This window comes from Arthrobacter sp. StoSoilB13 (assembly GCF_019977255.1).
Lineage (GTDB): Bacteria > Actinomycetota > Actinomycetes > Actinomycetales > Micrococcaceae > Arthrobacter.
In genome coordinates this window covers 1,295,388-1,316,528 of record NZ_AP024648.1, presented here as the reverse complement: position 1 = coordinate 1,316,528, position 21,141 = coordinate 1,295,388, and the positions used below count along the sequence as shown (strand labels likewise).

The following is a 21,141-nucleotide window of genomic DNA, read 5'->3' as shown; positions in this document are numbered from 1 at the left end:
GAATCGGCATTCGTGGTCCTTGACATTGGTTCGAACATACATTCGAATAGAGTGCATGAGATGGGACGCACAAGCACTTTCGCCAACGCGTGGACCGGCGTCCGAAAGCCTTGACAGTATGGCTCCTGGCCCTGCCCCGGCCTTGGACGCCCTGCTGCCCTTGGCCGGGCTTGTGCGCTCCATCTCAACACCCGAATTCTCCGGAGTCACCTTCCATGAGGTCACCGCAAAGTCAGTGCTCAACAAGGTGCCTTCCGGTTCCAATATGCCTTTCGAATGGACAGTGAATCCCTACAGGGGTTGCAGCCATGCCTGTGTTTATTGCTTCGCCCGGAAGACGCACACCTACCTGGAGTTCGACGCCGGGCGCGACTTCGACTCCCAAGTGGTGGTCAAGATCAACGCGGCAGAGGTCCTGCGGAAGGAACTGGCCAAACCCTCCTGGGAGCGGCACCAGGTTGCCTTGGGAACCAACACAGACCCCTACCAGCGCGCCGAAGGCCGATATACGCTGATGCCAGGGATCATCCGGGCCCTGGCAGATTCAGGCACCCCGTTTTCCATCCTGACCAAAGGCACGTTGCTTGCCCGGGACATTCCCCTGCTCAAGCATGCGGCCACCCAGGTCCCAGTGGACCTGGGCATCTCACTGGCCATGACCAATGAGGATCTTGCTGGGATTGTTGAACCCGGCACCCCTTCCCCGAGGGCCCGCCTCAAGCTTATTGCGCGGCTCCGTGAGGCAGGTCTGGGTTGCGGAGTGATGGCCATGCCTATCCTGCCTTGGCTCACGGATTCAGACGAGGCCCTTGAATCCTTGTTCTCAGAACTCTCCAAGGCCGGCGCCACAGGCATCACTGCAGGAGCCCTCTACCTGAAGCCGGGTACGCGTGAGTGGTACATGAAGTGGCTCGCCGCCCACCATCCCGAACTCGTAGGACGGTACCGTCGCCTGTACGGGCAGGGTTCTTATGCCTCCAAGGAATACCGGACCTGGTTATCAGGGAGGATTAATCACTTTAAAGCCAAGCATGGCTTTACCGGGACGCATGGCTTCAGCCACCGCAATGCCCGGCCAGCCACCGCTCCAGCTTCGGGCACGGAGCCTGCGGTCAGGACGCCCCTGCCAGGGCAAGAACCACTTTTCTGAACTGACGCCTATGAAGAGGCCTAGGCCCTTGCAGTCACTCTTTCCAGCAACGCCCGGACTATCGGGAAGTCAGCCGGGATCCACGCAAGCCCAAGAGCTTCTTCGTCATCAAGCAGGGATACCCAGCGCAGCTCGTCGTGATCCTCAAGGGCACGAGGTGTGCCTTCAGCGAGTTCCGCCAACCAGACACGCATAGCCGCGCGCTCATTGAGGGGCCACCCCGCGACCTCACCGGACTCCAGCTCCGCCCCGAGCTGAACCGTAACTCCCAACTCCTCCGCGAGCTCCCGATGAAGGGCAGCTTCGGCCGACTCGCCGTCTTCTACTTTGCCGCCGGGAAATTCCCACATTCCGGCGAACTGCGGGGGCGCAGTGCGACGTGCTACAAGGAGTCGGGCCGGGGCGTCCAGGGAGTCGACGACGGCGGCGCCCACAACGTTTATCAGTCCAGTCACTGAAACAGTCTATGGGTGCCGCGCATCATGGGCATCGTCACATAGCGACGTCAAGTCGGGGTTACGGGTCTAAGCTTGTTATCGGATTTTCTCCACCTTTTCCCAGCCCTCAAGGCACCTCACGAAGCAGGCTCATGACTATCACCGTGTCCCCACCCGCCGCCTCCACAACAGCAAGGCGCCACCTGGGCCTGGCCATCCTCGCGCTTGCCACGGGCGGGTTCGCCATCGGCACCACAGAATTCGCGATGATGGGACTTCTCAAGGAAATCGAGGAAGGACTGGGCATCAGCACGCCCGAGGCCGGCAACCTCATCTCCGCCTATGCCTTGGGCGTTGTCATCGGAGCCCCCATCTTCGCTGCATTCGGAGCCAAACTTCCCAGGAAGCGCTTGGCCCTGGGGTTGATGCTGTTCCTCTCCATCGCCAACCTGACCTCCTTCATTGCTCCCGACTACGGTTTCATGCTGCTCTCCCGCTTCGCGTCCGGGCTCCCCCATGGCGCGTTCTTCGGTGTGGCTGCCGTTATTGCCGCCGGCTTGGTGGCGCCCACAAAACGGGGTTGGGCCATCTCCATGGTCATGGCTGGCCTCACAGTTTCCAACGTCATCGGAGTGCCACTCGCCACCTGGGTGGGGCAGACCTTCGGCTGGCGCCTCCTCTTCATCATCGTGGGGGCCATCGGCCTGCTGACCGTGGCCATGGTCTGGAAATTCGTCCCCTTCGAAGCAGCGCACCCTGAAGCGAGTATTCGACGCGAACTCGGTGCACTCAAGCGTCTTCAGGTATGGCTTGCTTTGCTGATCGGCATCATCGGCTTTGGTGGGTTCTTCGCCGTCTACACCTACATCGCGCACACCATGACCGGCGTGGCCGGCATACCCAAAACCCTCATTCCGGCAGTGGTGGCGCTATACGGGCTAGGCATGGTTGCGGGCAACATCATCGGGGGCCGCATCGCCGATAAGTCCGTCATGGGAACCATCTACTGGGTCATGCCCGGCATCGCCGCAGCATTGGTGGTTTACGCCATTGCCGCCCACTGGGCCTGGTCCGCCTTCATCATGGCTTTCGTCGTCGGCGGCATAGGCTCCATGCTCACGCCAGCGTTGCAGACCCGTCTCCTGGATGCCGCTCCCGGCGCCGCCTCGCTCGCTTCGTCACTGAACCACTCCGCCCTCAACATTGCCAATGCCTTGGGAGCCTTCCTCGGCGGGACCGTGATTGCCTGGGGTTGGGGCTACGTGGCTCCGGCCCTTGTGGGCGCAGTCCTCGCCATCCTCGGGCTGGGAGTTGCCATCATCAGCGGGCTGCTGGAACGCAAGAAGCCGCTGGCTACCCCATGAATCGCTAGCGGATAATCCAACTGCTCGAAACCGCAACAAAAAAGATGGGCTCCTCGGTTTGAGGAGCCCATCTTTTGGTTAATGCTGACCTGACTAAGCCTGGACGCGCTCAACATCGGGTTCAAGGTAGATGACCCGCGCGATCGGAACGGCCGCCCGGATCCGTTGCTCGGCGTCGTCAATCACACGGGCAATTGCTTGACCGGTATCGGCTGCACCCATGGTGATCTTGGCGGCAACCAGCAGTTCTTCCGGCCCCAGGTGCATGGTCTTGAGATGGATGATCCGGGTGCCATCCGCCTGCAGTGCCTCGGTGATGCGTGCGACGTCGTCTTTAGTGGCCGATTCACCCAGCAGGAGCGATTTGGTCTCCACAGCAAGGATGACAGCGATGGCGACAAGCAGCAGGCCGATCATGGCCGTACCCAAGGCGTCCCACACGCCGTCGCCGGTTACGAGGGTCATGCTGACGCCGAACAGGGCGAACACCAAGCCCAGCAAGGCGCCGAAGTCTTCAAGGAGGATGACCGGCAGTTCGGGCTGCTTGGCATTGCGGATGAACTTGGCCCACGTCTGCTTGCCACGGATATGGTTCGATTCCACGATGGCGGTTCGGAAAGAGAACGACTCGGCAATGATGGCGCCAACCAGGACGGCCAACGGCACCCACCAGAAGTCGCCTTCGATGCCGTGTGGGTGCTGGAACTTCTCCCATGCCTCGTACAGGGCGAAGAGGCCACCCACGCTGAAGAGGACGATGGACACGATGAACGCGTAGATGTACCGTTCGCGGCCGTAGCCAAAGGGGTGCTCGGGGCTTGCCGCACGCTGTGCGCGCTTGCCTCCTACCAGGAGAAGGATCTGGTTGCCGGAGTCAGCAACTGAGTGAATGGCCTCAGCGAGCATGGACGATGACATCGTCAGGACGAACGCAACGAACTTCAGGACAGCGATGGTCAGGTTCGCGGCGAGGGCCGCCACGATCGCTTTGGTACCGCCACTTGCAGCCACGAAAGCTTCACCTCTTCGGTTTTGGGAAAGATTGGAAATGGGCCAAGAAGAGTCGTCATCGTGACGATCTTGCAAGAAACACCGTACCGGGCGTCAGGCTATTTCTGCATTCCCGACCCGGGCGCCTTGCTGCGAACGGGCGCTTGCATAGAGGCAAACGGTGGCCGCTGTACCCAGGTTCAAGCTCTCCGCCGCCCCATAGACAGGAACGGCTACGCGGTGATCCGCAAGCGCCAATTCGGCGTCGGACAATCCTTGTGCCTCATTGCCGAACAACCAGGCGGTGGGGGCTTCAAGGGCATAATCAGAGGCGACATCGCCGTTTCCGAGCCTCCGGGCAGCATTCTCGTCCTGGAGCTGATCAAGGTTTACCGTCCCATATCCGTCGGCGGCCAGGATCCCAATACCCAGTGCCCGGCAACGCGCGACGAGATCTTCAACATCAGCCCCCAGGACCACCGGCAGGTGGAACAACGAACCGGCCGTGGACCGTACCGCCTTGGGATTATAGATATCCACGCTGGAACCCGTCAGGATCACGGCATCGGCACCAGCGGCGTCGGCCGCGCGCAAAACTGTGCCCGCATTGCCGGGGTCCCGGACCTGGCACATGACCGCAAGAAGGCGAGGACCGGCGTCGAGCACTGATTCAAGGCTGACATCCACAAAACTGCAGACAGCAACGATGCCCTGCGGGTTGACGGTGTCCGCCATGGCGGCCAGGACGTCGTCGCTGGCCAGCCGAAGCTGTGTACCTTCTGCAAGGTCTGCGAGTTCCGGGAGCCGCTCCAGGCATGCCTCGCTCGCAAAGACTTCATGCACGACGGCGGAACCCCCTGCCGCAATGCGCTCCCGGTGAAGGGTCAAAGCCTCGCGAACCGCCTGTGGACCCTCAGCCAGGAAACGGCCGCGCTTTAAACGGGGCCGGGCGCCCGGCAAGCTTGGCAACGTCCCTTACCCGATCTGCTCGGGGGTTGGTCATCGAAAAGTCTTGCGGGCGCCCGGTTTGGTTCATATAAAGAACTTTAGTGGCAGTTGCGACTAGTTCTTGATCTGCTGGCGGGCTTCGCCGCCGGCCGGCTCGAAGCCGGCAGCCTTTGCAGCCTCAACCGTGGAGAACCAGTATTCAGCAGCAGTGTTCTCGTACCAAGTGGAACCCGGTACGTGGTACTTCTTGGACTCAGCGTTGCCCTTGATGGCGTGGCCTTCCGGGGCACCTTCGCCTTCAACGGCAGCAATAGCGCCATCGATGGCCGGCTTCTCGGAGACAGAAGCCTTGACAGCCGTTGCGGTAGCAGCAGCCGGAGCAACCTTGGCAGCCTTCGGTGCAGCAACCTCGGCCTTGGCAGCCGGAGCAGACGTGTCGGCAGGCAGGGAGGCCTTGGCAATGTTCACCAGAGCGGCGAATGCGTTGGCGTCCGAAACAGCCAGTTCGGCCAGCATGCGGCGGTCAACCTCAACCTCAGCGGCCTTCAGGCCCTGGATCAGGCGGTTGTAGGTGAGGCCGTTGGCGCGGGATGCAGCGTTGATGCGCTGGATCCAGAGGCGACGGAAGTCGCCCTTCTTCTTACGGCGGTCGCCGTAGCTGTACACAAACGAGTGCAGCAGCTGCTCTTTGGCCTTGCGGTACAGGCGCGAACGCTGACCGCGGTAACCCTTGGCGCGTTCGAGGATAACCCGGCGCTTCTTGTGGGCGTTTACCGCCCGCTTCACACGTGCCACGTGCGTACTCCTTCAGAAATCTTTATCCCAAGCTGCTACTGCCGGAAACCCGGCCGGCCCTGAGAAGGCTTTTGGTGTAGTCGGCCGCTACCGGATGGCAGCAACCAAAGAACTTGGAACTTAGACGCCGAGCATCTTCTTGATGACCTTGGCATCGCCCTTGAAGACGATCTTGTCGCCGGCGAGGCGACGGGTCAGCGTGGAGGACTTGTGCTCCAGGTAGTGGCGGCGGTTGGCCTGCTGACGCTTCAGCTTGCCGGTGCCGGTCAGCTTGAAGCGCTTCTTAGCACCGCTGTGGGTCTTCATCTTCGGCATGGGAACCGATCTCCTTACGTATCCACGGACAAAGTCCGCAGTTCTTTCGTGCAGCCGGCCTACAAGGGCTGGCGTGCTGGTTGCTTGCCGTTGGAGGCCAGGGCCTCCGGGGCGTTGAACTAGTTGGTCTTGCGTGATGCAGGCTTCGGCGCAGCCTTGGGGGCTGCGGGCCGAGCTGCCGGCTTGGGAGCTGCCGGCTTGGCGACGGGCTTCGGAGCCGAGGGAACTGCAGGCTTCGGGGCAGCTGCCGGAACAGCTGGCTTCGGAGCTGCGGGTGCAGGGGCTGCTGCCTTGGGGGCCGGTGCTTTCTCCGCTGGTGCAGCCTTCACAGCCGGGGCTTCCTCAACCACGGGTGCTTCTTCGACTACAGGAGCTTCCTCAACAACCGGAGCCTCCTCGACTACGGGAGCTTCTTCAGCTACGGGCGCTTCCTCGGCTTCTTCAACAACCGGTGCCTCTTCAGCAACGGGGGTTTCAGCTGCGGGAGCCTCGACAGCCTCCTGCTTGGGCTCTTCTTCGGAAGCAAGCAGGCCTGCCGGAAGAAGGTCGCCCAAGGTCTGCGTCAACGGAGCCTGGTCACCTGTCGTGTCCACGCGCCCGGATGCCTTGGCCTCATTCTGGGCCTTGGCTTCTGCACGCTGGGCTGCACGCCGGGCTTCAGCCTTGGCTTCGGCCTTGTTCTTCAGCGGACCGATCACCATGACCATGTTGCGGCCATCGATGCGTGGGCTGGACTCAACAATGCCCACCTCTGCGACGTCTTCAGCAAACTTCTGAAGCAGGCGGATGCCCATCTCCGGACGCTGCTGTTCGCGGCCGCGGAACTGGATCATTGCCTTGACCTTGTCACCGGCGCCGAGGAAGCGAAGTGCATGTCCGCGCTTGGTTTCGTAGTCGTGCTTGTCGATCTTGAGGCGGAAACGGATTTCCTTCAGAACCGTGTTGGTCTGGTTCTTGCGGGCCTCACGCGCCTTCACGGCAGCTTCGTACTTGTACTTGCCGAAGTCCATCAACTTGCAAACAGGAGGCTTAGCCTGCGGGGCAACTTCAACGAGATCGAGATCGGATTCGGCAGCAAGACGCAGGGCGTCCTCGATGCGGACGATTCCTACCTGTTCGCCGGCAGGGCCGACCAGCCGCACCTCGGGGACGCGGATACGCTCATTGATTCTTGGCTCGCTAATGTTAAAGCTCCTGTGGTTGTGGTGAGTTTCACCGGCAAATAGAGAAGGCCTCCAATTGCTGGTGCAATCGAAGGCCTCAAGGATCGGGTGTGCTCCCTTGAAGGGGGCACGCACTCCAGAGGCTACGCCTCGGTGTGTCCGACCAGTACCCGGCAACCTCTTGTTCCGTGAAGGAATCCTGTTCCCCGGAGGGAAAACGGCTGACGCGGGTGGGAGAGAACTCCGCTTGCAAACTGAAAATCAATTCTACAGAAATAACCCGCCAAGCGCACATTGCACGGGGCGGGAGCATTTAATGCGAATAACGACTTCCAGTCGGTCTGTGACAAGCTTACCAGTATGAGCACTGAAGACAGCAATTCGCGCAATTCCTACTCCAAGGACGCCGACACAACCACAGCTGCGGCCCCCGCGGCCAATTCCGGGGTCTCCCAGCAGATCCGTGACATCGCGGAAGTTCCGGCTGTAGAAGTCATCACCACCGGCGCGGTCCACCTGATGAGCGCCGCCGCTGTGAAGGTCGGCCTCGCCGATGACCCCAACGCAGAAGACCTCAAAGACCTTGACGAGGCCCGCAAGCTCATCACTGCATTGGCCGGCCTCGTAACGGCGGCCGCCCCCGAAATCGGTTCGCAGCATGCCGGGCCCTTGCGTGATGGACTGCGCTCCCTCCAGTTGGCATTCCGCGAAGCTTCCCTTATCCCTGACGCGCCAGGCAAAGGCCCGGGTGAGAAGTTCACCGGGCCGGTGAACTAGCCAGGAACTGCCCAAAGTACCTACAACGGCGGCCCGACCACATATGTGGCCGGGCCGCCGTCGTCGTTAATGCCGCCGACACAGGGATTACGGCGAACATTTAGCGATGCTGGAGCTACACCTGGCAATACAGGAGCTAGACCCTGGCAATGCTGGAGCTACACCCGGGCGCGGCGGCGCCGGGACATGAGGGCGAAGCCCGCGATGCAGAGTACGACTCCGGCGAAGCCGACGGAAGCAAAACCTCCGGACGGCCCTACATGGTCAATAAATATCCCGGCAAGGGGTGCGCCGAACGCAATCCCGGCCGTCAGCGCGGATCCGTACCACCCCATGGCCTCGCCGCGGCGTTCCTCATCGACAAGGTCCGCCACCTTCTCCGATGACGCAGACAGCACTGGAGCGCAAAGAAGGCCGGGGAGAATCGAGAGCACCGCCAGCGTCCAGGTATCGTGTGCGAAACCCATTGGGATGGTGAGCGCGGCCATGCCCAACAACAGCAGCATGGGAGAGACCGGACGATTCATGGCACCGTAGATGAGGCCGCCCACAACCGATGCCGCACACCAGAAAAAGAAGACGATGCCAATCTCGTTCTGGTGTCCGCCGCGCTCCAACAGGCCAACAATGCTGACGTCCGAACCGCTAAGTACCATCCCCGATCCCGCAGCTACGGCGAAAAGCGCTGCAACGGAAACCGTAAACCAGGTGAAATTGCGGGCCACGCGGTTCCGAAGTCCGGCTGTACGGGAGATGGCTGCCGGTGCCATTTCAGACGCCGCCTCCTGCACGTGGCCCGGTGCGGAGGCGACCATGGCTGCCTCGGCGGCGGCAAGGTCCGCAGCGGCCCCGTGCCGCGGATTCCTCCGGAGTGCACTTGGCATCACTGCGGGTCGGAGGGTTGAACCAGATCAAGAACAGGCCGGCCACGGAGACAGAGATGCCCACCGCGGTAAGTCCCACGGCCGAGAAGCCGCTCGTTGCGACGATCGCGCCAACAGCGGGACCTATCATGAACACGAGCTCAGTGGCGATGGAATCAAGCGCAAACGCGGAGCGTCGCTGGTCTCCGTCCACCATGACGCCCAACGATTGACGCACCACGCTGAAGATAGGCAATGTGAACAAGCCCCCCACGAAGACCAAGGGAAGCAGCCAGGCGTACGGGACATGCGGAACAAGAGACCAGATCACTGTTTCCGAGATGACGGAAGGGATCAGCGCCTTACGCAGGCCCACCATGTCAACGCGCCGACCACGCCAAGGCGCCCCCAAGGCAATACCTATGGTCATGACGGCGGCAGCAGCGCCCGCGGCGGCGTAGCCCTGCCCCAGCGACAGGACAATGTGCAGCGTCAGGAGCACGCCAGCCGCTGAATGCGGAATACGGGCGACCATGCCCACCAGCAGGAGCCGCCGGACAGGGCGGATGGAAAGCATCTCCTTGTAGAGAGCGAAGTTCACGGGCTAATTCCTCTTGTTCCCCCGGGGCAGTCCCCGGTGGACGGGTACTGCCGTTAGTGCCGCCCAGGCTCCTGCGCCGCACGTTGCAGTTTTACTTCAATGGAATCGACGCCCTCGGCAAAGGATTCCAGCTGCGCCCACGCCTCGTTCAGGTCAGCCACCAGCGATTGGACGGCAGCGGCGTCGAGTCCGTCCTCAAGGAACAGCACTATCCGCAGTTCCGGGCCAGCGCCTCCGCCCGGGACCGTGCGGCCGTCCGCAGTCAGGGAGGCGACGCCACCACCGGCCTGTGTTTCGAGCCGGCGCACCGCCGGAAACGACTCGGCCTGTGAAGCGAGAGCAAACTCCAGTTGATCATCAAGGTATGACGGCGTCCAGTCCCGCTGCTGAGCCAACGCCCACATGGCTGGCCGCCGAACCACGAAAGTGAACGTTGAACCGGGGTCCAACACCAGCAATTGAGCGCCTTCGGAAACGGCCGAAAGGGCCGCCCTTGCCGCATAAACAGCTACGGGCCGGGCCTCTGCATGCCACGATTCAAGAGCGGCGGCCGTGGTGAAGACCGGCATTGCCTTCCGGCCATCAGGCGCCTTAAGTGTGACTAATGCCATATCCGCCTGCTTGTCCGCGTGCAGCCCGCCAACGCCTTCGGCTTCCTCGGCGAGCTGGGCTATCACGGGAACAAAGACCCTGGCGGTAGCGAGTGAAGCCAGGACGTCTGCCTCACTGCCCGTACCGTTCAGCAGTGCAGCAACGGCCGCGAGGTAACCGGCATCAGCCGTGCCGTCGTCGTCTTCGAAATTGTGGATCCTGGCATCGTCACCACTCAGGCTCCGGCCTTCCCAAGGTTGCCCCGCGGAGTCGGTGGCTCCCCCGGCGCCAGCCAAGGCAGCAGCAATGTGGCCCGGAAGTTCGCGTCGTCCGGCATCGCGGTTGCCCGGGTGGTTCTCCGGGCCGGAATCTGTGGGACGTGAAGCAGCCATCAGCGGCGACCGGCTACATCCAGGGCTTCGGGCAGAGTGAAAGCACCTGCATAAAGGGCCTTGCCAACAATGGCACCCTCGACGCCCAAGGGCACGAGTTCGCGGAGCACGCGAAGATCCTCAAGGCTGGAGATACCGCCTGAAGCCACCACGGGCTTACCCGTTTTCTGCACCATCTGGCGCAGCAAATCAACGTTCGGGCCCTGCAGCGTTCCGTCTTTGGTGACGTCGGTGACCACGTAGCGTGCGCAGCCAGCGTCCTCCAGGCGGACAAGAACTTCCCAGAGGTCGCCGCCTTCTTTGGTCCAGCCGCGACCAGCCAGGGTGGTACCACGGACATCGAGGCCGACGGCGATCTTGTCACCGAAGCGGTCAATGGCACGCCGTGTCCACTCAGGGTTCTCCAGTGCTGCCGTACCGAGGTTTACCCGCTCCACGCCCAAATCCAGGGCGCGTTCCAGCGACTCGTCATCCCTCAGACCGCCGGACAACTCAACCTTTACGTTGAGCTGGGAGACGACCTCGCTGATGAGGTCCGCGTTGTTGCCACGGCCAAAAGCGGCGTCGAGGTCCACCATGTGCACCCACTCAGCACCGGCGTTCTGCCAGTTCAAGGCAGCTTCCAGAGGCGTACCGTAGCTGGTTTCCGAGCCTGCCTCGCCTTGCAGCAGGCGGACTGCCTGGCCATCAACGATGTCGACGGCGGGGAGGAGTTCCAGAACGGACTGGGCAGAGGTGGTCATGTGTGTCCTAGGAGTTGATGGGGACGCGAGGCGTTCAGTTGCCCGGCAGCGTCAGGAGATAGGCGGCAAGCAGGGACATCCCCGCCAGCACATAAAAGGAAACGGAAACCCACAGTGGCTTCTTCTGCTGGTGGAAGGAGATACCTCCACCCACCAGCACGCCGGCAAGGCCCATAAGCACTACCGACCACACTTAGGCTGCACCACGATCGTCCGCTGCCGGACCTTGTGCCACCTTGGCTTCAGGTTTGCGAAGCCCGTCCACCCAGTTGCGCAGGAGGCGTGCCCCGGCATCTCCGGATTTCTCGGGGTGGAATTGGGTGGCGCACAGGGGGCCATTTTCAACAGCAGCGATAAAGGGGGCTCCGTGCTCGGACCACGTCACCAAAGGTGGAGCCATCCGGGGCTGGACGACGTCGAAGTTCCACTCCTGCACGCCGTATGAGTGCACGAAGTAGAAACGTTCCTGTTCGACGCCCGCGAATAGCTTGGATCCTTCAGGCACGTCCACCGTGTTCCAACCCATGTGGGGAACCACGGGGGCGGGAAGGAGCTCAACTTTGCCCGGCCATTCGGCCATCCCCTCGGACTCGGTTCCGTGTTCGACTCCGGCCTCGAAGAGGACCTGCAACCCAACGCAGATCGCCAGGACAGGCCGTCCACCCGCGACACGGCGGCCAATCATGCGGATGGCATCGACGGCCTTGAGTTCCCTCATCACCGTTTCAAAGGCACCCACGCCGGGGACCAGCAGCCCGTCGGCATTCAGTACGTCCTCAGGCTTGGAGCTAAGAACCACCTGGGCGCCTGCACGCTCAAGGGCGCGAACAGCCGAACGGACGTTGCCTGAACCGTAATCCAGCACCGTAACCGTGGGCTTGCCTTCGGGAGACTCCGGCTTGACGGTAGCCGAAGCGTCAATAACCGCACCGTCCTTCAGGATTTGCCCGCTCATAGCGCCCCCTTGGTGGATGGAATGCCCTCCACGCGGGGATCCGACTCCACTGCAGAACGAAGAGCCCGGGCAAAGGCTTTGAACTGGGCCTCGACGATGTGGTGGGGATCCCGGCCTGCGAGGACGTTCATGTGCAGGCAGATACCGGCGTGCAACGTGATGGCCTCAAAGACGTGACGGGTCAGCGAGCCTGTGAAGTGGCCACCGATCAGGTGGTACTCCTGCCCTGCAGGTTCTCCTCCGTGCACCAGATACGGGCGTCCCGAAACATCCACGACAGCGTGCGCCAAGGCCTCGTCCAGAGGAACCGTTGCTTCGCCGAAGCGGCGGATTCCGGCTTTGTTGCCCAGGGCAGTACGCAAAACCTCACCAAAGGTAATGGCCACATCCTCCACCGTGTGGTGGGCATCAATGTGGGTGTCACCCGTGGCCTTGACGGTCATGTCAATCAGGGAGTGCTTGCACAACGCCGTCAGCATGTGGTCATAAAAGGGAACCGTGGTGCTGATGTCCGAGACACCGGTGCCATCCAGGTTGATCTCCACCAGGACGGAGGATTCGCTGGTGGTGCGCTCCATGCGCGCAGTGCGGTCAGCGGACGGCTTGGCGCCGGTTTCGCTCATTGGGACGTCCTTATACACGAAGAATGGGGTGGGTCTATTGACAAGTTTAGTTGGGCTGGGACGCAGCGCTGTCCAGAAGGGCTTCCAGGGCCTCAAGGAAGGCCGTTGTTTCCTTTTCTGTTCCCGCAGTCACCCGCAGGTGCCCTGGAATACCGACGTCGCGGATCAGGACTCCCGCATCCAGCAAGCCCTGCCAGACTGCGTGCGGGTTCGAAAGCCCACCGAAGAACACGTAGTTTGAGTCCGAGGCCGCAGGCTTGAGTCCCATTCGGAGGAGCTCGGTCACAATGCGGTCCCGCTGGACCTTGATGTCTTCGACGTCGGCCATGAGCGCTTCGCGGTGGTTCAGGGCGGCCAGGGCCGTGGCTTGTGTGACGGCTGAAAGGTGGTAGGGCAGCCGAACGAGCCTGATGGCATCGGTGACCTCAGGCGCGGCAGCCATGTAGCCCAACCGGGCACCTGCCAAGGCAAAGGCCTTGCTCATGGTGCGCGAGACGATCAAACGCTCCCGCCCGGGAAGCAGCGTCAGTGCGCTCGGGGTGTTGTCGTGCGCGAACTCGTGGTAGGCCTCGTCCACGATGACGATTGCCTGGCTGGCCTCGCCGGCTTCGTACACGGCTTCGACCACGTCCAGGCCCAGTCCCGTTCCCGTGGGGTTGTTCGGCGAGCACAGGAAGACGATATTTGCGCCGGTCTCCCGCACCTGGGCAGCCGCAGAAGCCGCATCCAGGCCATAGTCATCAGCCCGCACCCCACGGACATACTCAGTGTCCGTGCCACTGGCAAGCAACGGGTACATGGAATACGTGGGAGGGAATCCCAGCGCCTTACGCCCCGGACCTCCAAAAGCCTGCAAAATCTGCTGCAGGACCTCGTTGGAGCCGTTGGCTGCCCAGATATTCTCCGCGGAAAGCCCGTGTCCGAGGTAATCGGCAAGGGATTCACGGAGTTCGGTGAATTCGCGGTCAGGATACCGGTTCAGGCCAGTGGCCGCGGCGGCAACAGCCTGGGTAATCGCCGCTTGCACATCTGCCGGAACGCCATGGGTGTTCTCGTTGACGTTGAGCAAAATGGGGACGTCAAGCTGCGGCGCGCCATAGGGGCTCAATCCACGCAGGTTGGTCCGAAGGGGAAGTCGGTCAAGTCGCTCAAGCTGGTCACTCACCAAGACAGTTTAAGGTGCCGGTGCGACTGCGGAGTAACTGTGACGCCAGAGACGCTGGCCCCTCGCCCCTGGCCGCTCAATTGGCGGGAACGAACAGCTGCTGGCCGGGCTGGATGCGTCCCCCGCGGAGATCGTTCAACTGGATGATTTCCGCGATGACATCACGGGGGTCCCGCTCCGGCGCGGGCCGCACCGGCGATGCCCCACAGGGACTGCCCTGGCTGGACGGTAACCGTAACTGCCACCGGCGGCTGCAGCTGGGCTTGGGAATCAGAAGCTTTGGCCGGGGAGTTGATGAAGCCGGCAAGGCTCAGCAGCGCGGCAAGGAGCAGCATGACGGGAATTCCAAAGAAGACGATCCTGCCGCGTTGGGTAAGCCGGAGACGCGCAGGAGCCGGAGTGTTGCGGAATTCGTGGAACGTAGAGATTGCGGACATGAGCTGAGCCCTTCTGAGCGATTGCCTGCATCGGATGCCCGTTGCCGGCTGCCAATTCCTTGTGTTCGCCGAGCCCGGCGCCGAATGTTCGAACACTTTCTTCGAACATCCGAACCGCGCTCAACTTTTATAGAACACATATTCGAACCTTGCTATGACATTTTTAGCACTTATCAACGAACGGTGTCGAGACTCGCTAGAACGAATGTTTGATAAACGCGTGTGCCTGGCCTAGGTTTGAGTGAAGAAACAGGCACTGTTTCAGTGGAACAGGAGGGTCTGACATTTTTTCGGATCCCACATCCCCGGGCACACTTCAGACCGTGACCGGGCGGAACGGAAGGGCATTGGCGAACATGGCAGCGAAAGCCACCGGCGGCGGGGCACCCCTGCGGAGCCAGCAGCCTCAAAAGAGTCCCAAAAGCCTGACTGTCCGGCAGAAGAAAATCCTGGAAACCATCCAGCGGTCTGTCAATGACAACGGGTATCCGCCCAGCATGCGCGAAATTGGCGACACCGTTGGTCTCGCGAGCCTCTCCAGCGTCACGCACCAGCTCTCCCAGTTGGAGAAGCTCGGCTACTTGCGCAGAGATCCCAAGCGCCCCCGCGCCATGGAAGTACTCATGCCTTTGACCCTTGACGGCGGGACAATTCCCGGAGTGGAAGCAGCTACTACACTCCGCAGCGCAGGCGGACTCGCCGTGACGGAACTGGCCAGCGCCAGCGACACCGCGATGGTACCCCTGGTGGGACGCATCGCTGCAGGTGGGCCCATCCTCGCCGACCAGACTATTGAGGATGTCCTGCCCCTGCCCCGGCAGCTGGTGGGCCACGGCGAACTGTTCATGCTGAAGGTCGCTGGTGACTCAATGATCGATGCCGCAATCTGTGACGGTGACTGGGTGGTTGTCCGTCGCCAGAATGACGCCATCAACGGTGACATCGTGGCAGCACTCCTGGATGACGAAGCCACGGTAAAAACCTTCCGCCAGCGGGACGGCCACACATGGCTGCTCCCGCAAAACACGCAGTACGAACCGATACTTGGAGACCAGGCCACCATCATGGGCAAGGTCGTCTCGGTCCTGCGCTCCCTCTAGGTACTGCGCTCCCTCTAGGGAGTTCGCCTACGTTCTCTTTGCGCCCAGGCGTTCCAGGACGCCGCGCACCACGTTGCGGTCCGTCGTTGCCCAAAATGGCGGCAAAGCGGCACGCAGGAACCCGCCGTACCGTTCGGTGGAAAGCCGTGAGTCCAGGACGGCCACCACGCCTTTGTCGCCGGTGGAACGAATGAGGCGTCCTGCTCCCTGCGCAAGACGAATTGCCGCATGCGTAGCCGACACCGCCATGAACCCGTTGCCCCCGGACTGTGCAACGGCCCGTGAGCGTGCGGTCATTAGCGGGTCATCGGGCCTCGGGAATGGAATGCGGTCAATCACCACAAGGCGGCATGAACCGCCAGGGACGTCGACGCCCTGCCACAGGGACATGGTGCCGAAGAGGCAGGTGTCCGGTTCATCGGCAAATTGCTTCACCAGTGCTGCCATGGTGGATTCCCCCTGGCAGAGGATGTCCACATCCAGCCGCGGGCGCATGGCATCTGCAGCTTCTTCGGCCGCCCGACGCGATGAGAACAGGCACAGGGCTCCCCCACCGGATGCACGGATGAGGTCCTCAAGCTCATCCAGGGCCTCGGGTGAAGTGCCCCTGCCGGGCTTGGGCAGGTGCTTGGCCACGTAGAGCACACCCTGCTTCGGATAATCAAAAGGTGACCCGACGTCCAACCCGGTCCAGCTTGGCGCCCCATCTCCAATAAGCCCCAGGCCACCGGCTGCGGGTTCAAAGGCAGATCCAATGGCCAGCGTGGCAGAAGTAAGCACCACTGTGTGCCCTGCGAAAAGGCCCTCCCGCAGGCGGCCGGCAACGCTAAGCGGGGCGATGTTGATCAGTGCGGGCGCGGTCTCGTCCGGGTGTGAGTATCCCTGCTGGGGATCGAAGGTGCTGTTCCTGGAGAACCACACCACTTCACGGTTCTCCTTGGCTGCGAGCATCCGCTCGCACAGTTCCAGAATGAGCATGAGCCGTGAGCGCGCAAGCTGCCTCCCGCCGTCGACCGCGTTTGAAGAGTCGCTCTTCGAGTCGGACAATGCGGCGCGTGTAGCATCGCGCAGCTGGTCCAGGCAGTCCAGTTGTTCGTCGTTGAGCCCATTGGGCAGCAGGCCGTTGGGGACACCGGCAATGGCCATGTCCAGTCGATCGGCGGCCGCGTTCAGGGCGTCTACGGTAATAGCGGTGTGTTTGCGCGCGCTCGAAGCCGCAGCATGCACCATTGCCACGGACAGCTGACCTGTCACGGCTCCCGTGACCCGGTCCTGCAGCTCATGTGCTTCGTCAACCACAACGACGTCGTACTCGGGCAGGACAGCAAGGCCTTCGAAGGCACTGACGGCCAGCATGGCATGGTTGGTCACCACGACGTCAGCCTCAGCCGCCCGGGCCCGGGCCTGCTCGCTGAAGCATTCCTCGGCAAGCGGACATTTTTGCGCTCCCAGGCACTCCATGGACGTCACGGAGACCTGCCTCCAGGCGCGGTCGGTGACACCCGGCATCAGTTCATCGCGGTCGCCAGTGGCCGTCTTTTCGGCCCATTCACGGAGCCGGACCACTTCCTTGCCCAATTGCGACGACGGGCCGCCAACCGCCGCTGCAAAATGCGGCACGCTGGTGTCCTCACCCAGGGAAAAAAGTTGCCCCTCGGACGGCTCTTCGCTGGGGAAGCCGCCCTCCAGCTTTTGCAGGCAAACATAATTTGCCCGGCCCTTAACGAGTGCCACGTTCACGGGACGCTCAAGGGCCGGGCTTATGGTCTCCAACAGCCGGGGCAGGTCCCTGCCAACAATCTGCGTTTGCAGGGCCAAGGTAGCGGTGGACACAAGCGTTGGTTTGTCGCTGTCCATGGAATGGGCGATCAACGGAATCAGGTACGCCAAGGACTTACCCGTACCCGTTCCCGCCTGGACCAACAAATGTTCACCGGACTCGATGGCCCTGGTGACTTGCCTGGCCATCTCGTGCTGGCCTGAACGGCTTTGACCGCCCATCCCGGCAACAGCTTTGTCCAACAGTTCGAGGGTGAACTTCTCCGCCACCGACTCGACGACGTCCGCCGCCACCTTCTCAACCATTGCTGACGAATGACTCCAGTTCGGCCGCCAATCCCTCACGGACCATGGCCACCACGCGGGTTCCGTTTTCCTCGTGCTCGAGGCTCAGGATTTCCGAATCGGAGTTGTGCAGCTTGTTGACCATGTCACCGCGGTCGTACGGGATCAGCACTTCGAGGCGGACTCCCGGCCGGGGAATGGACCGGCTGATCTCTTCCAGGAGCTCAGGAATGCCCTGGCCTGTGCGCGTGGAAACCACGGCGTGCCGCGGCTCCTTCTGCTTAAGGCGTTCCACTACGAAAGGATCAGCCACGTCCACTTTGTTCAGGACGATGATTTCCGGGACCTTGCGGGCGTCGACCTCGGTGAAGACAGCACGCACTGCCGCGATTTGCCCTTCCGGGTCAGGATGGGAGGCGTCCACGACATGCAGGATCAGGTCTGCGTCCGCTACTTCCTCCAGCGTGGAACGGAAGGCTTCCACCAGCTGCGTAGGCAGCGAGCGGACGAACCCAACGGTGTCGGCCAGCGTGTAGCCGATGCCGTCCGGCGTTTGCGCCTTCCTGACCGTCGGGTCCAGGGTGGCGAACAGGGCGTTTTCCACCAGCACTCCAGCATCGGTCAGCCGGTTCAGGAGCGAGGACTTACCAGCGTTGGTATAGCCGGCAATGGCAACCGAAGGTACGGCATTACGACGGCGGTTGGCCCGCTTGGTCTCGCGCGCAGGCTTCATGGCGGCAATCTCCCGGCGAAGCTTGGCCATGCGCGTCCGGATTCTGCGGCGATCGAGCTCGATCTTTGTTTCACCGGGACCACGGGAACCCATACCGGCGCCGGCTCCACCCACCTGGCCACCGGCCTGGCGGGACATGGAGTCACCCCAACCACGAAGCCTGGGGAGCAGGTACTCAAGCTGTGCGAGCTCAACTTGTGCCTTGCCTTCACGGCTCTTTGCATGCTGCGCGAAGATATCCAGGATCAGCGTGGTCCTGTCCACCACCTTGACCTTGACGATGTCCTCAAGTCCGCGTCGCTGCGAGGGGGAAAGCTCGGTGTCGACCACAACGGTATCGGCTCCCGTGGCAGCCACGATGTCCTTGAGTTCCTGGGCCTTGCCCGACCCCAGGAACGTTCCGGGATCCGGTTTCGTACGGCGCTGAACCAGTCCGTCAAGGACCTCTGATCCGGCAGTCTCTGCCAGTGCTGCGAGTTCGCGAAGCGAATTCTCGGCGTCAGCCAAGGTGCCTTCTGTCCACAGGCCGGCCAGGACGACGCGTTCCAGGCGCAGCTGCCGGTATTCGACCTCTGTGACGTCTTCGAGTTCGGTGGAAAGGCCCGCTGTACGGCGAAGTGCACGACGCTCGGCCAGGTCTTCCTGGTCGCCGTCGTAAATGCTGTGTTCGTGGTCAAGCGTGGAGATCGCTTGTGCCCTGCCGAAAACGCCCTTGGCATCATTGTCATCGGATGCCTGTGCGGGTACATCCTTGGAAAGAATCCGGTCAATGACGGCCTGGATTTGTTCAGGACTCATGTCCTGGGCGTCGGAATCGGATCCGGAGTGCTTCTGGGTGGTCATGGTCTCCTTAGACTGTTCGGCATATCCAGAATAGTGCTGTTTGGTGTCCAATGGGACGGTATTCGCGGTGGGCTGACGGGCTTCGGCCATATAGGGCCTCCTGTGGTGCTTGAATCGAGCGGGTTGGTCCGCGGGAGGTCCTGTCCTGCAGGAGAATTCATCGCCAATCCATAAGCCAGGCCTAACGGCAGATGGCTGGGCCACTGCTTTCGCGACAGCTGGGTGGGACATGTTCTACTGAGCAACCGCGATCCACCAACAACGGGAGGTGCGGAGTCTGCCGGACGGAACCTGCGGGCGGAATGGCCATGCGCCGGGCTGATGTGCCAAGCGGGCCTGCATCGCGGGCAGGTGCCTTGCCGACTGTTTGGCCGGCTCGGGCTGATTACTCAAAGATCAAGAACATGCCTTCCACATTAGCAGCACTGTCAAACCGTCCCGGCCCGAGGGCAGTTTCCCAAGCCGCCGGAAGCCAACTAATCTGGCAAATTATGGAGTCTGCACACTATTTCAGCGCCCAACCGGCCGGTCCGTTTACCCGCAAGCCCCTCACTGTGGAACTGGCTGGAGCTACCCGTCATGTGCAGACCTCGTCGGGCATCTTCAGCCCCGACGGTGTGGACAAAGGCACCAAGGTCCTTCTGGCCGAGGTTCCACCGCCCTCGCCCCGGGGCAACCTGCTGGATATCGGGTGCGGTTGGGGCCCTATTGCCCTCACCATGGGGCTCATGGCGCCCCTGGCACAGGTCTATGCCGTGGACGTCAACGAGCGCTGCATCGCCCTGACCAATGAAAACGCCGTTTCCCTGGGCTTGAACAACGTGAAGGCCAGCCTCCCGCAGGAGGTAGATCCCGGCGTCGAATTCGACACGATCTGGTCCAACCCGCCCATCCGCATCGGCAAGGACGAGCTGCACTCGCTTCTCCTGACGTGGCTGCCCCGGCTGGCACCGGGCGGCAACGCATGGATGGTGGTCCAGAAGAACCTGGGCTCGGACTCACTCCAACGCTGGCTGGCCAACGAACTGGACAAGTCCTACACAGTCTCCCGGGAAAGCACTTCCAAGTCCTTCAGGATCCTTCGGGTCAGGAAAGCGTCCCACTAGCCACAATGACCGCCGGCCCGCTGAGCTCAACGTGTTCGCGGCCGTCCTCGCCGGGGAAGAACTTCACTTCCACTACGCCGCCGGGAACGTTGACGTGCCAGGCATTGGGGGCGCTGCTGCCAGCCCAGTGACGTATTGCGACGGCAGCCGCACACGCACCGGTGCCACACGATTGCGTCTCGCCTACGCCGCGCTCGTGGACGCGCATGGTGATACTTCCCACACCGTCGTGGACCAGCGGTTCAGCGGGCACCACGAACTCGACGTTGGTGCCATTGGCAGGCTTGGGATCCACGACCGGAGCTGTGAACAGCTTCGTGGCGGCGAGCTCACTGAGCTCAGCAAGTGCTACCACCGTGTGCGGGTTGCCCATGCTGACCGACAGCCCGGGCCGGGCCACCTCCAGACCATCTGCGCTGACCAAAGCATCCATGGCTTTGCTTTGTGCTTCTGCAGGGAAGATGAATTCCCATGGGCCCATATCCACGGCATAACCGCCGGACGTGCGCACAATCTTCTTGATGCCGCCACGTGTTCCGATGGTCAAGGACTGACCCGGCCCGAGCTCAACCAGGCCTTGGTCGATCAGGAAGTGCACGAACACTCGAACACCGTTGCCGCACATCTCGGAGAGCGAACCATCGCCGTTCCGGTAGTCCATGAACCATTCGGCAGAGGCGTCCTGCTCAAGCAGGATGCGGCCTTCGGGCAAATACCGCGAGGGGACAGCCCGGATAAGACCGTCACCACCAATTCCCCGATGCCTGTCGCACAGCTGTGCTACCTGCTCTGGTGAGATCTCGTGGACAGCACCCGGATCAGCAATCAGGACGAAGTCATTACCCGTTCCATGGCCCTTGGAAAACGCCAAACCGGAAAGGCTGGCAGTGGACACGGTGGCACCGGCAGCGGCGGACTGCTGGGCGGGAACTGCGGCGGTTTGATCCATGGGACTAGGCTACCCGCCGGGCAGGTTCGGTCAGAAA

19 protein-coding genes and 3 pseudogenes are annotated in these 21,141 nt (G+C 62.1%); 5 read left to right on the top strand and 17 right to left on the bottom strand.

Annotation, left to right across the window (positions count from 1 at the left end):
- The first annotated feature begins 55 nt into the window (after positions 1-55).
- A complete protein-coding gene (locus LDP01_RS18325; RefSeq protein ID WP_224092393.1) occupies positions 56-1,150 on the top strand; it encodes an Rv2578c family radical SAM protein in 1,095 nt (364 codons plus the stop codon).
- A gap of 20 nt (positions 1,151-1,170) precedes the next feature.
- On the opposite strand, the gene LDP01_RS18320 is transcribed toward LDP01_RS18325, so the two are convergent.
- On the bottom strand, positions 1,171-1,605 hold the full coding sequence (locus LDP01_RS18320; RefSeq protein ID WP_224092383.1) for a (deoxy)nucleoside triphosphate pyrophosphohydrolase: 435 nt from the start codon (positions 1,603-1,605) through the stop codon (positions 1,171-1,173).
- 134 nt (positions 1,606-1,739) lie between these two features.
- Between LDP01_RS18320 and LDP01_RS18315 the strand changes: the two genes are divergently transcribed.
- Complete coding sequence (locus LDP01_RS18315; RefSeq protein WP_224092381.1) at positions 1,740-2,951, top strand: MFS transporter; 1,212 nt, start codon at positions 1,740-1,742, stop codon at positions 2,949-2,951.
- Positions 2,952-3,044: 93 nt separating this feature from the next.
- On the opposite strand, the gene LDP01_RS18310 is transcribed toward LDP01_RS18315, so the two are convergent.
- The 5 genes and pseudogenes from LDP01_RS18310 to infC form a co-directional block, all read right to left on the bottom strand.
- Positions 3,045-3,962 (bottom strand): cation diffusion facilitator family transporter, encoded by a 918-nt coding sequence (locus LDP01_RS18310; protein ID WP_223936600.1) that lies wholly within the window; start codon positions 3,960-3,962, stop codon positions 3,045-3,047.
- Positions 3,963-4,055: 93 nt separating this feature from the next.
- Positions 4,056-4,977, bottom strand: a pseudogene (locus tag LDP01_RS18305) (TrmH family RNA methyltransferase).
- A gap of 26 nt (positions 4,978-5,003) precedes the next feature.
- The gene (gene rplT / locus LDP01_RS18300; protein ID WP_224092379.1) at positions 5,004-5,684 is read right to left on the bottom strand and encodes a 50S ribosomal protein L20, sunset domain variant; all 681 of its coding nucleotides are present in this window, start codon (positions 5,682-5,684) and stop codon (positions 5,004-5,006) included.
- A 120-nt stretch (positions 5,685-5,804) separates the two neighbouring features.
- Positions 5,805-5,999, bottom strand: coding sequence for a 50S ribosomal protein L35 (gene rpmI / locus LDP01_RS18295; protein ID WP_059387794.1), 195 nt, complete (start codon positions 5,997-5,999; stop codon positions 5,805-5,807).
- A gap of 119 nt (positions 6,000-6,118) precedes the next feature.
- The gene (infC, locus tag LDP01_RS23790) at positions 6,119-7,141 is read right to left on the bottom strand and encodes a translation initiation factor IF-3 (protein ID WP_497960737.1); all 1,023 of its coding nucleotides are present in this window, start codon (positions 7,139-7,141) and stop codon (positions 6,119-6,121) included.
- A 381-nt stretch (positions 7,142-7,522) separates the two neighbouring features.
- Between infC and LDP01_RS18285 the strand changes: the two genes are divergently transcribed.
- Positions 7,523-7,939 (top strand): DUF1844 domain-containing protein, encoded by a 417-nt coding sequence (locus LDP01_RS18285; protein WP_224092377.1) that lies wholly within the window; start codon positions 7,523-7,525, stop codon positions 7,937-7,939.
- 158 nt (positions 7,940-8,097) lie between these two features.
- Here the strand turns inward: LDP01_RS18285 and LDP01_RS18280 are convergent.
- The 8 genes and pseudogenes from LDP01_RS18280 to LDP01_RS18245 all read right to left on the bottom strand — a co-directional run bounded on the left by LDP01_RS18280 (position 8,098) and on the right by LDP01_RS18245 (position 14,309).
- Positions 8,098-9,403: pseudogene (locus tag LDP01_RS18280) on the bottom strand (MFS transporter).
- 53 nt (positions 9,404-9,456) lie between these two features.
- Positions 9,457-10,386: an SseB family protein gene (locus LDP01_RS18275; protein WP_224092375.1), complete on the bottom strand. Its 930-nt coding sequence runs from the start codon at positions 10,384-10,386 to the stop codon at positions 9,457-9,459.
- Positions 10,386-11,129, bottom strand: a complete 744-nt coding sequence (priA, locus tag LDP01_RS18270) for a bifunctional 1-(5-phosphoribosyl)-5-((5-phosphoribosylamino)methylideneamino)imidazole-4-carboxamide isomerase/phosphoribosylanthranilate isomerase PriA (protein WP_224092367.1) — start codon at positions 11,127-11,129, stop codon at positions 10,386-10,388. Before priA ends, LDP01_RS18275 begins: the two co-directional genes overlap by 1 nt.
- A 34-nt stretch (positions 11,130-11,163) precedes the next feature.
- Positions 11,164-11,322, bottom strand: a complete 159-nt coding sequence (locus LDP01_RS18265) for a CG2302 family histidine operon protein (protein WP_216925244.1) — start codon at positions 11,320-11,322, stop codon at positions 11,164-11,166.
- Positions 11,323-12,084, bottom strand: a complete 762-nt coding sequence (gene hisH, locus LDP01_RS18260) for an imidazole glycerol phosphate synthase subunit HisH (RefSeq protein WP_224092365.1) — start codon at positions 12,082-12,084, stop codon at positions 11,323-11,325.
- A complete protein-coding gene (hisB, locus tag LDP01_RS18255) occupies positions 12,081-12,707 on the bottom strand; it encodes an imidazoleglycerol-phosphate dehydratase HisB (RefSeq protein WP_216925246.1) in 627 nt (208 codons plus the stop codon). The genes hisH and hisB overlap by 4 nt, the downstream gene beginning before the upstream one ends.
- Positions 12,708-12,753: 46 nt before the next feature.
- Positions 12,754-13,872: a histidinol-phosphate transaminase gene (locus LDP01_RS18250; RefSeq protein WP_224092364.1), complete on the bottom strand. Its 1,119-nt coding sequence runs from the start codon at positions 13,870-13,872 to the stop codon at positions 12,754-12,756.
- Between the two features lie 76 nt (positions 13,873-13,948).
- Positions 13,949-14,309 (bottom strand): annotated as a pseudogene (locus tag LDP01_RS18245) (LysM peptidoglycan-binding domain-containing protein).
- 356 nt (positions 14,310-14,665) lie between these two features.
- On the opposite strand from LDP01_RS18245, the gene lexA reads away from it, so the two are divergent.
- Complete coding sequence (gene lexA / locus LDP01_RS18240) at positions 14,666-15,409, top strand: transcriptional repressor LexA (RefSeq protein WP_224093932.1); 744 nt, start codon at positions 14,666-14,668, stop codon at positions 15,407-15,409.
- Between the two features lie 27 nt (positions 15,410-15,436).
- Here the strand turns inward: lexA and LDP01_RS18235 are convergent, their stop codons facing one another.
- Positions 15,437-17,494, bottom strand: a complete 2,058-nt coding sequence (locus tag LDP01_RS18235) for an ATP-dependent DNA helicase (RefSeq protein ID WP_224092360.1) — start codon at positions 17,492-17,494, stop codon at positions 15,437-15,439.
- Complete coding sequence (gene hflX / locus LDP01_RS18230; RefSeq protein WP_224092358.1) at positions 17,487-19,049, bottom strand: GTPase HflX; 1,563 nt, start codon at positions 19,047-19,049, stop codon at positions 17,487-17,489. Before hflX ends, LDP01_RS18235 begins: the two co-directional genes overlap by 8 nt.
- Before the next feature lie 491 nt (positions 19,050-19,540).
- Here hflX and LDP01_RS18225 point away from each other — a divergent pair, with 491 nt between their 5' ends.
- Positions 19,541-20,155, top strand: a complete 615-nt coding sequence (locus tag LDP01_RS18225) for a class I SAM-dependent methyltransferase (RefSeq protein ID WP_224092356.1) — start codon at positions 19,541-19,543, stop codon at positions 20,153-20,155.
- Here the strand turns inward: LDP01_RS18225 and dapF are convergent.
- Positions 20,136-21,104, bottom strand: a complete 969-nt coding sequence (dapF, locus tag LDP01_RS18220) for a diaminopimelate epimerase (protein WP_224092354.1) — start codon at positions 21,102-21,104, stop codon at positions 20,136-20,138. The two genes, LDP01_RS18225 and dapF, sit on opposite strands and share 20 nt — an antisense overlap.
- Between the last annotated feature and the right edge of the window lie 37 nt (positions 21,105-21,141).